This is a genomic window from Arthrobacter sp. B3I9 (assembly GCF_030816935.1).
Classification (GTDB): domain Bacteria; phylum Actinomycetota; class Actinomycetes; order Actinomycetales; family Micrococcaceae; genus Arthrobacter.
Genome location: NZ_JAUSYO010000001.1, coordinates 3978681 through 3991122, shown reverse-complemented (window position 1 = coordinate 3991122; position 12442 = coordinate 3978681). Strand labels below are relative to the sequence as shown.

At 67.2% G+C, this 12442-nt stretch carries 12 protein-coding genes and 1 pseudogene; 7 read left to right on the top strand and 6 right to left on the bottom strand.

The window, feature by feature from the left end:
- Positions 1 to 2: 2 nt before the first annotated feature.
- The 4 genes from acs to QFZ65_RS18390 form a co-directional block, all read right to left on the bottom strand.
- On the bottom strand, positions 3 to 2069 hold the full coding sequence (acs, locus tag QFZ65_RS18405) for an acetate--CoA ligase (RefSeq protein WP_306912221.1): 2067 nt from the start codon (positions 2067 to 2069) through the stop codon (positions 3 to 5).
- Positions 2045 to 2956: an ABC transporter permease gene (locus QFZ65_RS18400; RefSeq protein ID WP_306912219.1), complete on the bottom strand. Its 912-nt coding sequence runs from the start codon at positions 2954 to 2956 to the stop codon at positions 2045 to 2047. The genes acs and QFZ65_RS18400 overlap by 25 nt, the downstream gene beginning before the upstream one ends.
- Positions 2956 to 4014, bottom strand: coding sequence for an aliphatic sulfonate ABC transporter substrate-binding protein (locus QFZ65_RS18395; protein ID WP_306912217.1), 1059 nt, complete (start codon positions 4012 to 4014; stop codon positions 2956 to 2958). Before QFZ65_RS18395 ends, QFZ65_RS18400 begins: the two co-directional genes overlap by 1 nt.
- A 141-nt stretch (positions 4015 to 4155) precedes the next feature.
- Positions 4156 to 5004, bottom strand: coding sequence for an ABC transporter ATP-binding protein (locus QFZ65_RS18390; RefSeq protein WP_306912215.1), 849 nt, complete (start codon positions 5002 to 5004; stop codon positions 4156 to 4158).
- 350 nt (positions 5005 to 5354) lie between these two features.
- On the opposite strand from QFZ65_RS18390, the gene QFZ65_RS18385 reads away from it, so the two are divergent.
- From QFZ65_RS18385 to QFZ65_RS18355, 7 genes and pseudogenes are all read left to right on the top strand, one after another.
- Complete coding sequence (locus QFZ65_RS18385) at positions 5355 to 5780, top strand: CoA-binding protein (protein WP_306912214.1); 426 nt, start codon at positions 5355 to 5357, stop codon at positions 5778 to 5780.
- Positions 5781 to 5828: 48 nt separating this feature from the next.
- Positions 5829 to 6233, top strand: a pseudogene (locus QFZ65_RS18380) (MmcQ/YjbR family DNA-binding protein); the annotation flags it as partial.
- Positions 6234 to 6307: 74 nt separating this feature from the next.
- A complete protein-coding gene (locus QFZ65_RS18375; RefSeq protein ID WP_306912212.1) occupies positions 6308 to 6856 on the top strand; it encodes a DUF1990 family protein in 549 nt (182 codons plus the stop codon).
- A gap of 14 nt (positions 6857 to 6870) precedes the next feature.
- The gene (locus QFZ65_RS18370; RefSeq protein WP_306912210.1) at positions 6871 to 7473 is read left to right on the top strand and encodes a hypothetical protein; all 603 of its coding nucleotides are present in this window, start codon (positions 6871 to 6873) and stop codon (positions 7471 to 7473) included.
- Positions 7474 to 7530: 57 nt separating this feature from the next.
- A complete protein-coding gene (locus tag QFZ65_RS18365; protein WP_306912208.1) occupies positions 7531 to 7848 on the top strand; it encodes a putative quinol monooxygenase in 318 nt (105 codons plus the stop codon).
- Between the two features lie 75 nt (positions 7849 to 7923).
- The gene (locus QFZ65_RS18360; RefSeq protein ID WP_306912206.1) at positions 7924 to 8217 is read left to right on the top strand and encodes a DUF503 domain-containing protein; all 294 of its coding nucleotides are present in this window, start codon (positions 7924 to 7926) and stop codon (positions 8215 to 8217) included.
- Between the two features lie 135 nt (positions 8218 to 8352).
- A complete protein-coding gene (locus tag QFZ65_RS18355) occupies positions 8353 to 9294 on the top strand; it encodes a hypothetical protein (RefSeq protein WP_306912205.1) in 942 nt (313 codons plus the stop codon).
- A gap of 67 nt (positions 9295 to 9361) precedes the next feature.
- On the opposite strand, the gene purL is transcribed toward QFZ65_RS18355, so the two are convergent.
- The gene (purL, locus tag QFZ65_RS18350) at positions 9362 to 11671 is read right to left on the bottom strand and encodes a phosphoribosylformylglycinamidine synthase subunit PurL (protein WP_306912203.1); all 2310 of its coding nucleotides are present in this window, start codon (positions 11669 to 11671) and stop codon (positions 9362 to 9364) included.
- Positions 11668 to 12441: a phosphoribosylformylglycinamidine synthase subunit PurQ gene (purQ, locus tag QFZ65_RS18345; protein WP_306912201.1), complete on the bottom strand. Its 774-nt coding sequence runs from the start codon at positions 12439 to 12441 to the stop codon at positions 11668 to 11670. The genes purL and purQ overlap by 4 nt, the downstream gene beginning before the upstream one ends.
- Between the last annotated feature and the right edge of the window lies 1 nt (position 12442).

Here is a 12442-nt window from a genome sequence, read left to right as displayed (position 1 = left end):
CCTTACTTCCGGGAATTTACTGCTGGGTTGGAGCGCTCGTGCAGGACGCGCTGGATGCCGGCGATCGATGGTTCGTTCTGCAGGGATGTCGTGTCCCCGAGCGTGGTTCCCTCGAACAGCTGGGTGAGCAGCCGGCGCATGATCTTGCCGCTGCGCGTCTTGGGCACATCGTGGACGACGACGACGTCGCGCGGTTTGGCGATCGGCCCGATCTGCTTCGCCACATGCGCCTTCAGCTCGGAGGTGATCTCCCCGTCTGCGTGCGGGGATTTCAATACGACGAAGGCGACGATCGCGTGGCCGGTCTTCCGATCCTCGACCGGGCAGACGCCCGCTTCCACGACGGCCGGGTGGGACACCAGGGCCGATTCGATTTCGATGGTGGAGAGCAGGTGCCCGGAGACATTGAGCGTGTCGTCCACCCTGCCAAGGATCCAGATGTCGCCGTCGTCGTCATACTTGGCGCCGTCACCGGCCAGGAACCAGCCCTGGTCGGCGTACTGGCGCCAGTACGAATCGAAGTACCGCCGCGGGTTGCCCCACACCGTGCGGGCAATGGCGGGGCCGGGGGCGTCCACCACGATGAAGCCATGGACGCCCGGCGGTACCGTCCTGCCGGCGTCGTCCACGATCCGGGTGCTGACGCCGGGCAACGGCCGGGCCGCGCAGCCGGGCTTGAACTCCGTGTCGGTCGGAGCGGGGGAGAGGATGGTGGCGCCGGTTTCGGACTGCCACCAGGTGTCCACCACCGGTGCGGTACCGGCGCCGACGTTGGCCCGGAACCAGCGCCAGGCTTCCGGATTGACGGCTTCCCCGACGGTTCCAAGCATCCGGATCGACGAGAGGTCGTAGGTGTCCGGGACGCCGTCCGGGAACCACCCCATCAGGGAGCGGACCAGCGTGGGGGCGGTGTAGTACTGCGTGACGCCGTACCGTTCGATGATTTCGAAGTGGCGGCCCGGGTGCGGGGTGTTGGGAGTGCCCTCGAAGATCACCTGGGTGACGCCGTTGGAGAGCGGGCCGTAGAGCTCGTAGGTGTGGGCCGTGACCCAGGCGAGGTCGGCGGTGCACCAGTGGACGTCCCGGTCGCGGAGGGCGGGGTCCGGGTTGCTGAACAGGTGCTCGAAGCTCCAGGACGCCTGGGTGAGGTACCCGCCGGAGGTGTGCACGAGGCCTTTGGGCTTGCCCGTGGTTCCGGAGGTGTACATGATGAACAGCGGCGTCTCGGCGTCGAACGCCTCCGGGACGTGGACGTCGGAGGCCTGCCCGACGGCGTCGTGCCACCAGACGTCGCGGCCTTCGGTCATCGGCACGGTATCCAGCAGTTCCGGTGCCGTGGTGCGGTTGACCACGAGGACGTGTTCGATGGAGTTGTCGCCGGAGACGGCGGCGTCAGCGTTGTCCTTGACCGGCACGGCGTTTCCGCGGCGGAACTGGCCGTCGGTGGTGACGAGCAGCTTGGCGCCGGTGTCCTCCACACGGAACTTGAGCGCCTCCGCGGAGAAGCCGCCGAAGACCAGTGAGTGGATGGCACCGATGCGGGCCACAGCGAGGGTGACGATCACGGTTTCGGGGATGACGGGGAGGTAGATGACCACCCGGTCGCCCTTGGTGATGCCGAGGCCGAGGAGGGCGTTCGCGGCCTTGGACACCTCCCGCTGGAGGTCGGCGTAGGTGACGGTGCGGCGGTCGCCGGGTTCGCCCTCGAAATGGAGGGCCACTTTGTCGCCGCGGCCGGCCGCGACATGGCGGTCCACGCAGTTGTACGCGACGTTGAGTTTGCCGCCCTCGAACCAGGTGATGGCCGGGCCGGTACCGGCGTCGACGTCGGCGGGGACGAAGCGGTGCGCCGTGTGCCACGGCCTGTCCTGCACTCTGTCCTGCACTCTGTCCTGCGCGGGGGACTGGCTGCCGGGCGCCGGCTCCCAGTCGAGGCGCAGGGCCGCCTGCTCCCAGAACGCGATGCGTTCCGCCTCCGTTGAGGGGAAGGAATCCGTGGCGGTTGCAGTGGCGCCGCGTTCGGCCAGCGTGGTTCCTGTGGTGTTCAGGCCCATCGTTTCACCGCCCATTTCTCTGCCAGGCCCAGCAGGCCATCCGTTATTTTTCCAATCACCGCGAGCAACACGATTGCCAGCAGCAGCCGGTCGGTGCGGCCGTTGTTCTGGGAATCCGTCAGCAGGAAGCCAAGCCCCATCGAGGATGCGATGAGTTCGGCAGCCACCAGGAACAACCATGCCTGCGCCAGGGCCAGCCGGAGTCCGGAGAAGACCGCGGGGACGACCGCGGGGAGCTGGACGGTGGTCAGGAGCCTGACGCCCTTGAGCCCGAAGGCCCGCGCCGCTTCGACGAGGTTCCGGTCAACGTGGCGCAGGGCCAGGGAGACCGTGGTGAAGACCGGGAAGAAAGCGCCGATCAGGATCAGGGTGATTTTGGAGTCCTCGCCAATGCGCATCCAGAGGATGAGGAGCGGCACCCATGCCAGGGACGGTACAGCCCGCAGCGCCCCGATGGTCGGGGCCAGCAGGACGTCGGCCAACCGGGACAGTCCCACGAGCGAGCCGAGCACGAGCCCGAGGGCAGCCCCGGCGGCGAAGCCGACCAGCACGCGCTGGGTGGAGATGGCAATGTGCTGGCCCAGCTGCCCGCGCTGGAGCAGATCGAGCCCGGCCTCCAGCACCATGGCGGGCGGCGGGAGCTGTACGACGCTGAAGATCCCGGCAGCGGTGGACAGCTGCCAGGCCGCCAGCACCGCCGCCGGCAGAATCAGTCCAAGGAGCAGACGCGCCCAGCCGTTGGCCAGGATCCCGGCGGGGGACCATCCGTTCGCCGGGGAGCCGCTCGCACCTGTTTCGGGCGAGCCCGGCTGGGCAGCGTCTGCTGGAGTTGCGGGGACGGCTGCAGCGCGTCCGCCCGCAACACTGTTGCCGGTGAGGAAGGGATTTCCGAGGCGGGACATCAGGAATCCTTGATGGCGGACGCGTCCGCCTTCTTCACCAGCGAGTCATCAAGAATGGAGGCAACGGCGTCGTCGACCTGCTTCTGGCTGGCGACATCTCCGGTCTCCACGAAGGTGGGACCGATCTTCGCCAGGACCTTCCGCTGCGCTTCGCCCGGCACCGGGTCGACGTCGAGGTTGCTGCGTTCCAGCACCACAGTCTTAGCAACGGCGAGGTCCAAGCCCGCGACGTCGGCGAGGATCTGTGCGGTTTCGTCCGGGTTGGCAGCGGCCCAGGCCCGGGCTTTCTCATAGGCGTTGACCACAGCCTGCGCCTGCTTGGGCTTGTTCTTCAGGAACGTTTCGGTCGCGTTGAGGAAGCCATAGGTGTTGAACGACAGGTTCCGGTAGAAGAGTTTGGCGCCCTTCTGCTCGGCCCCTGCCATGATCGGGTCCAGGCCGGACCACGCATCCACCGACCCGTTTTCCAGCGCGGTCCGCCCGTCCGCGTGCTGGAGGTTTTGCACCGTGACGTCCTTGGCGGAGAGCCCGGCCTCGGCAAGGGACTGCACCAGGAAGAAGTACGGGTCCGTGCCCTTCGTCGCAGCCACGGACTTGCCCTTGAGATCCGCGACCTTGGTGATGGTGGACGCGGGGCCGGCCACCAGCGCTGCCCACTCCGGCTGGGAGTAGATGTCGATGGTCTTGATCGGTGAGCCGTTGGCCCGGGCCAGCAGCGCGGCGGATCCCGCGGTGGAGCCGACGTCGACGGCGCCGGAGCGCAGTGCCTCGTTGGCCTTGTTGGATCCTGCGGACTGCACCCAGTTGACGGTCACGCCCTGGTCCTTGAGCGAGGCTTCCAGCCAGCCCTTCTTCTTGATGACCAGGCTCAGCGGGTTGTAGGTGGCGAAGTCGATGTTGAGGGTGCCGCCTTCGACGGCGCCGCTCGCTGCCGGCGCCCCGCCGGAACCCTCACCGGCGACGCAGCCGCTCAGCAGGAGGGCGGCCGAAACGGCGGCCGCACCAAGCACTGAACGGCGCGGTACTGAGTTGCGGGTGGCTTTGCGGGCGAATGACATGGAGATCCTTCGGGACAGAGATCGGATGAGGCGAGCGGAGGAGGAGAAGATCGGGGCGGGGTTTGCGGGGGAGGTTTGCGGTGTCCCGGGGCAGCCGGGCGGGTGAGGCGTCCGGCCGGCCGGGCACGGGCACCAGTAGGGCTAGTGGCCGTCGACGCCGAGGCTTTCGAGCAGCGAGGCCCGCATTCGGGCCAGTTCCACGGAGCCGCGGTCCCGGGGCCGTTTGCCCGGCACCGTGACCGTGCGGACGATCGTGGCCCCCGGCGCGGCGGCGGAAGAGCCGTCCCCGGCCGGTTCCTTGCCGAGGATGATGATGCGGTCGGCAAGCTGGAGGGCCTCGTCGACGTCGTGGGTTACCAGCAGCACCGTGGTGGGCGCCGCGCGGTGGATGTCCAGCAACAGGTCCTGCATCTTGATCCGGGTGAGGGCATCGAGTGCGCCGAACGGCTCATCGAGCAGCAGGACGCCCGGGTTGCGGGCGAGGGCGCGGGCCAGGGAGGCGCGCTGGGCCATGCCGCCGGAGATCTCGCGCGGGCGGTGCTTGGCGAAGTCCTGGAGGCCGACAAGTTCGAGCAGGCGGGACACTCTGGCCTTGCCGTCCCGGGCGCTGACCCCGGTGGGCAGGCCAATCGCGATGTTGGCCTGCAGGGTGTGCCACGGAAGCAGGCGGGGTTCCTGGAAGGCGAAGGCGCAGCGGGCGTCGATGCCTTGGACCGGGGTGCCGTCGATGTCGACGCTTCCCGAGGTGGGGGAGTCGAGCCCGGCCGTAGCCCGGAGCAGGGTGGACTTGCCGCAGCCTGACGTGCCGAGGATCGCCAGGACCTCGCCGGCATGGACGTCGAAGTCAAGGTCCCGGAGGACGGTGCGGGCGCCGGAGCCCTTACCGAAGGTGCGGCGCAGCCCGCGGAAGGAAACCGGCAGCGCGGGCGTTCCGCTGGAAGTGCCCGCGGCGGGTGTTTCGGTCGCGGAAGAGGACAGGACAGCAGACATAGGAATACTCCATCGGTCCTGGCAGTAGCACCCTACGGAATGAGCCGTTGTATCGGGTGGTCAGTCCGATGGTTCCCGTGGCTCAAATCCTTGCTATCGCCGAAGCCCAGGGAGGACTTCCGGCGACCAGGGTTGCTGCGGCTTCATCGATCCAGGTCTCTCGGCCGCTCGGGATGGTCACTTCCTACTAAAACGGAGCCGACCAGATTTGCCTAATTTCTTTGTGGCGCCGCGTAATATTCGGTCACGTGGCGTCCCGGCACTGGCCGGTCATTCACATCTTCGGGGACATCCCTTGTGCGCGCCGCCGCAGCAGGTGCCAGTGCTGCCGCGGGGGCTAGGCTGTGCTCATGCCTCACGTCAACGATCCTGCCGTCCTCGAACGGCTCCTGCGCACCAAGGGACGATGGGCCATCGTCGGCCTGACCACCAATCAGTGGCGGGCGGCCTACGACACCTCGCTGTTCATCCGGGACCGGCTCGGCATGGAGATCATCCCGGTCAATCTTCCCGGCGACCCCGTCCACAACGAGCCAGGCTACGAACGGCTTGCCGACATCCCCGCGGAAAAGCGCCCCATCGACGTCGTCGACTGTTTTGTGAACTCCCAAAAAGTAGGGGCAGTCGTGGACCAGGCGATCGCCGTCGGGGCCAAAGCCGTGTGGATGCAGCTGGGAGTCATCGACGAAGAGGCCGCCGCACGAGCAAAGGCGGCCGGTCTCGATGTCATCATGAACGCCTGCCCGGCCCAGGACGCCCGGCGTTTCGGGCTTTAAGCCGCGGGACCGCCGCCGAATGAACGGCAAGCGAAGTAGGCTCTAGGCATGGATCCAGCTGCGCTCCGGAAATTCTGCCTGGACTTTCCCGGCGCCTTCGAGGATTTTCCGTTCGGGCCTGAGACGTCCGTCTTCAAGGTACGCGCGGCGGTTGCGGACGGCGGCCGCCACGAAGCCAAGATGTTCGCACTGTCCGCCATGGACGAGGACGACTTTTCCGTGAGCCTGAAGTGTGAGCCGGCGCTGGCCGAGCAGCTGCGCTCCGCACACCCGGAGATCACCGGAGCCTGGCACCTGAACAAGACCCACTGGAACGGCGTCCGGTTGGACGGCACGTTGCCGGACTCGATGATCAGGGACATGGTTGAGGACTCCTACGACCTGGTCGTAGCCACCCTGAGCCGGCGCCAGCAGGAGCAGCTGGGCTGGTCCCGGCTGGCGCAGGGTCCTGGCCCGGAGGATGCCGGTCCGCAGGGTCCTGGTCCGGAGGATGCCGGTCCGCGGGGGACTGGCCCGCAGGGACGGCGGTGACCGGTCCTCGGCTCGCCGCGGGTGAGCTGAACTACGACGGGATTGGCCTCACAGAGCATGGGCCTCTCCCCGCGCACCTGGAATCCGTCATCACCCGGGCCTACTTGGGAGAAGGCCATGCGACGTACCGGCGCGTGGCCGACGGCATTCTGACCTGGCGGCTGCAGAAGGGCGCCGGGTTGCGTGTGCGCGCGGAGTCCGACGCGGTGGTCCCTGGCACGCGGGTGGTCAGCGGATTCGGTCTCGGCCCGTTCCGCATCAACGCCCCCTGCGAGGTGGTCTGGGTCCGGCGGCCGCTGCCCGGCGACGGGCCGCAATCCGCAGGATTCGGATACGGGACGCTGCCCGGACATCCCGTCCGCGGCGAGGAAGCCTTCGAGGTCGAGATCGACGGGGAAGGCCGCGTCAGCATCGCCATTACCGCCTTCGGCACGCCCTCCAACTGGTTTTACGCCGCGGGCGGCGCCCTGACGAAGTGGGCGCGGAGCCGGGTCACTTCCCGCTACATTGAAAGTGCACGTCAACTGGCCGCCGGTGAGAGCTGATCAGGAGCACGCACATGCTGACCCAACAGACCCTTGACCAACTCTGGGACTTCGAGCACCCGGAGATCTCGGAAGCCCGCTTCCGCGCCGCGATGTCCGAGGACCGGTTTGACCCGGACGAACGCGCCGAACTTGGAACCCAGCTGGGCCGGGCGATCGGGCTGCAAGGCCGTTTCGAGGAGGCGGACGCGGTGCTAGACGCCATCGATGGCGACGAGCCGACCGTGGCGGTCCGGGTGCTGCTGGAGCGCGGGAGGGTGCTGAACTCGAGCGGCCACGCGGAAATGGCCGTGCCGCTGCTCGAACAGGCCGCCGAGCTCGCTGACCATCTGAGCGAGGAATACCTGGCCGTCGATGCGCTCCAGATGCTGGCGGCCGCGGACACAGCCCACGCCGAGACGTGGACCCGCAGCGCCCTGGAGTACGCGTCGACGGTACACGACGACCGGACCAGGCGGTGGCTCGCGGCGCTGCACATCAAGCTGGGCTGGATCCTGCACCACGCCGGGCGTTGCACCGAGGCGATGGTGGAGTTCCAGCTCGCCGAACAGTGGGCCGTCAGGGTGGGAACCCCGCAGCAGCAGCAGCTGGCACGGGAGGCCATCGGTGCCTGTTGAGGTGCTGCAGAATGGAAGCTTCGGAAACTTCGAAAACCCCAGGAAAGGGATCAGCCAGTGATTTTCATTGTCGTCAAGTTCAAGGTCAAGCCCGAATGGTCCGAGCGTTGGCTCGGCCTTGTGGAGGACTTCACGCAGGCAACCCGCCGGGAGCCGGGGAACCTGTGGTTCGACTGGTCCCGGAGCATCGAGGACCCTAACGAGTTCGTCCTGGTCGAGGCCTTCAAGGACGACGCCGCCGGGGACCACGTTAACAGTGCCCACTTCCAGAAGGCCATGGCGGACATGCCACAGGCCCTCGCGGAGACACCCCGGATCATCAGCCGCCAGCTCGACGGCGAGGGCTGGGACCAGATGGGCGAACTCACCATCTAACCCCATCGATTGCTCCGTAACCGCCGTTTTGAAGCCTCAGAAGGGCGGTTACGGAGCAATGGATAGGCTTAGGACATGTGGATTGGCTGGATTGAATTCGACCTGCTGCTTGGCGACGTCCACAGTCTCAAGGAGAAGCGCTCGGTGGTGCGTCCCGTGCTCGCCGAGCTCAAGCGCCGGTTCGACGTTTCCGTCACCGAAGCGGGGCTGCAGGACCAGTACCGGCGCACCGTGATCGGCGTCGGACTGGTGGCTGCGGACCGGGCGCACCTCGTGGAGGTGCTGACCGCCGTCGAACGCTTCATGGCAGCACGCCCGGAACTCGAGCTGCTCAGCGCCCGCCAGCGCGAACTCCGCAGCGACGACTAACACCCATCGACTGCTAACCCCCAACGATTGCTCCGCAACGGCCGTTTTGAAGGCTCAAAAGGGCCGTTGCGGAGCAATCGATGGGCCGTGTGGATAACTTCTGCACGGCCGGCCGGATTCTGGTCCGATGGGTCGATGAAGACCGCAAGGCAATTGCCGGGGGAGCTCCAGGACCGCCCTTTCACCGTTGCTGAGGCTGCACACGCCGGAGTGTCGCCGAAGCGGCTGCGGCATGGTTCGCTGCACGCCCTCGGTAAGGGAATCAGGGGTCCCGCGACGACGGCCGAGCTCCCCCTGGGCATCAGAGTGCGCCCCTTTATTGAAGTCAACGAGCGGTGCGCCGCGTCGCACGTCACCGCGGCGGAGCTCCTGTTGCTGCCGCGACGACGGCGGAAAGAAACTCCCGAGACCTTTCACATCATCAGGCCGGAGGGCGCGGCCCATCTCAACCGGCCATACGTCGTCGTGCACCGGATGAAACTGTACGACGACGAAATCACCACGGTGCGAGGCATTTCTGTAACCACTCCTGAGCGCACCTGGCTGGACATGGCGGAAACGCTGTCCGTGGATGAGGTTGTGGCTCTGGGGGATAGCTGTGTTCGCGTGCCGCGGGCCGACCTTGAGGGCCGGGACAGCCCGCACTGCGACGTTTCTGACCTGCAGCGGATGATCTACAGGCACAAGGGGAAGCCAGGCATCCGCAAGGCCAAGGAAGCGATCGAGCTCATCCGGGTGGGGTCTGATTCTCCGCAGGAGACGATGCTCCGGCTGGCGATTGTGCGGGCAGGCCTGCCCGAGCCGGAGCTGAACAAGCCCATCATTACGGACGACGGCGTCCGCCACCACGAGCCCGACCTCGCGTACCGCCGGTACAGGATCGGCATCGAGTACGAGGGCGAACACCACGGTGACAACGAGCAGATCGTCCGGGACATTGCCCGGTCCGAGCGGTACGCGGCCCTGGGCTGGACCGAGGTCCGTATTTCCAAGCAGCACATGCTCAATGACGCCAAAGCCGCGGTGGCCAAGGTGCGCGCCGCACTCCTTCAGGCCGGCTGGCGGCCCGGCCGTTAACCAACGATTGCTCCGCAACTGCCATTTTGAGGGTTCAAAACGGCGGTTACGGAGCAATCGATGAAACTCAGTCGAAGTACTTCGGCAGGGTCGCCTCGTGGGCTTCGCGGAGCGACTCGAGCGACAGGCTCTCGACGCCGTTGATCTCCAGCTTGCCGCTCTCGGCGTCCACAACACCGATCCGGACGTGGGCGAAGCCGCGGGCGGTGCACATGTCCGTGAACCGGATCTCCTCTGAGCGGGGCACGGCCACGACGGCGCGGCCCTGGGTCTCGGAGAACAGCGCCGTGAACAGGTCCACGCCGTCGCGGTCCAGGACATCCTGGAGGGCGATCCGCGCTCCCACGCCGTAGCGCAGCGAGGACTCCACGAGGGCTGCCGCGAGGCCGCCTTCGGAGAGGTCGTGGGCGGAATCGATCATGCCGTCGCGCGAGGCGTTGATCAGGATTTCGCCCAGCGCCCGTTCAGCGCCGAGATCAACCTTCGGCGGCAGCCCGCCCAGGTGGCCCCGGAGGTTCGACCACTCCGAACCGTCCAGCTCTGCCGCCGTCGTGCCGAGCAGGTATATGGCCTGGCCGTCCTCGCGCCAGCCCGACGGCGTGCGCCGGGCGACGTCGTCGAGCTTGCCGAGCACCGCGACCACCGGGGAGGGGTGGATCGGGACAGTTCCGGTCTGGTTGTACAGCGAGACGTTGCCGCCCGTGACCGGGATGCCCAGCTCCATGCAGGCGTCGGAGAGGCCGCGGATGGCCTCCGCCAGCTGCCACATCACGTCGGGGTCCTCGGGGGAGCCGAAGTTCAGGCAGTCGCTGACGGCCATCGGCACGGCGCCGGCGGTGGCAACGTTGCGGTACGCCTCGGCCAAGGCCAGCTGCGCACCGTGGTACGGGTCGAGGAAGGTGTAGCGGCCGTTGGCGTCGGTGGCCAGGGCCACGCCCAGGCCGGTTTCCTCGTCCACCCGGACCACGCCGGCGTCGTCCGGCATGGCCATCGAGGTGTTGCCGCCGACGTACCGGTCGTACTGGTTGGTGATCCAGGACTTGTCGCACATGTTCGGCGAGGCAATGAGCTCGGTGACGGCTGCGGCCAGCTCCTCCGCGGTGGAAGGCCGGCCGGCGTCCTGCACGGATCCGGTGAAGACGTCGGACTGCACGGAGTCCTGCCACTTGGGGCGGGCGTACGGGCGGTCGTAGACCGGTCCGTCATGCGCCACGGTCCGCGGGTCGACGTCGACGATGACCTCGCCGTCCCAGGTGATGATGAGGCGGCCCGTGTCGGTGACGTGGCCCAGCCAGGAGTACTCGACGGCCCACTTGTCCATGACCGCCTCGAAGGCGGCGACGTTCTCGGGGGTGACCACGGCCATCATGCGTTCCTGCGACTCAGACATCAGGATTTCGCCCGGGGTCAGCGTCGGGTCGCGCAGCAGCACGGAAGTCAGCTCGACTTCCATGCCGCCGTCGCCGTTGGAGGCGAGCTCGGACGTGGCGCAGGAAATGCCCGCGGCGCCGAGGTCCTGGATACCTTCAACCAGCGAACCCTTGAACAGCTCAAGGCAGCACTCGATCAGGACCTTCTCGGCGAAGGGGTCACCCACCTGCACCGCGGGACGCTTGGAGGGCTTGGTGTCGTCGAAGGACTCCGAGGCCAGCACGGAGGCGCCGCCGATGCCGTCACCGCCGGTGCGGGCGCCGAACAGCACCACCTTGTTGCCCTTGCCGGAGGCGTTGGCGAGGCGGATGTCCTCGTGGCGCATCACGCCGACTGCCAGGGCGTTGACCAGCGGGTTCCCCTGGTACACGGAGTCGAAGACCATCTCGCCGCCGATGTTCGGCAACCCCAGGGAGTTCCCGTAGCCGCCGATACCGGCCACGGCGCCGTGCATGACGCGGGCCGTGTCCGGATGGTCGATGGCGCCGAAGCGCAGCGGATCCATCACGGCCACCGGGCGGGCACCCATGGAGATAATGTCGCGGACAATGCCGCCGATGCCGGTTGCGGCACCCTGGTAGGGCTCCACGAACGACGGCGAGTTGTGGGACTCGATCTTGAACGTCACGGCCCAGCCGTCACCGAGGTTGGTGACACCGGCGTTTTCGCCGATCCCGACCAGCATGTCCTTCTTCATCTCCTCGGTCACCTTCTCGCCGAACTGGCGCAGGTGGTTCTTGGAGGACTTGTAGGAGCAGTGCTCGCTCCACATCACGGAGTACATGGCGAGCTCGGCGCCGGTCGGACGGCGGCCCAGGACCTTCACGACCTCCTCGAACTCGTTCTGCTTCAGGCCCAGTTCTGCCCAAGGAAGCTCGGTGTCCGGGGTTTTGGCGGCGTTTTCAACGGTGTCGATGTTGAATTTCTTGGTGGTGTCGATGCTCATTTGGCGCCTCCCACAATCTTGTTCAGGACGGAGGTGAAGAAACCGAGGCCGTGGGTGTCGGAGCCGCCGATGCCGTCGAGCGATTCGGGTCCGAAGCCTACCTCGACCGCGTGTTCCGGGTGCGGCATGAGGCCCACCACGTTGCCGGCGGCGTTGGAGATGCCGGCGATGTCGCGGCGGGAGCCGTTCGGGTTGAAGCCGACGTAGCGGAACACGACGCGGCCTTCAGCCTCCAGGGCATCGAGGGTTTTCTCGTCCGCGAGGTACTGGCCGTCCTGGTTCTTCAGCGGCACGACAATTTCCTGGCCGGCGGCATAATCGCCGGTCCAGTCCGTGGTGTTGTTCTCCACCCGGAGGGTCTGGTCGCGGCACATGAACTTCAGGTGGTCGTTCTTGATCATGGAGCCGGGCAGCAGGTGCGATTCCGTGAGGATCTGGAAGCCGTTGCAGATACCGAGTACGGGCAGTTTGGCGTCCGAATTGGCGGCGTCGATGACCTTGGACATCAGGGGCGCGAACCGTGCGATCGCGCCGGCACGGAGATAGTCGCCGTAGGAAAAGCCTCCGGGGATGACGACGGCGTCGACGTCGCCCAGCGTCGTGTCGGCATGCCAGAGGGAAACCGGGGTGCCGCCGGCAAGGCGGACGGCACGCGCGGCGTCCCGGTCATCAAGGGTTCCGGGGAAGGTGACGACGCCGATCCGGGCGCCCGCGAGGCTGGGCTCCGCGGCCACAGCGATGGCCTCGCCGATCAGGGGGAGTTCAGTCATG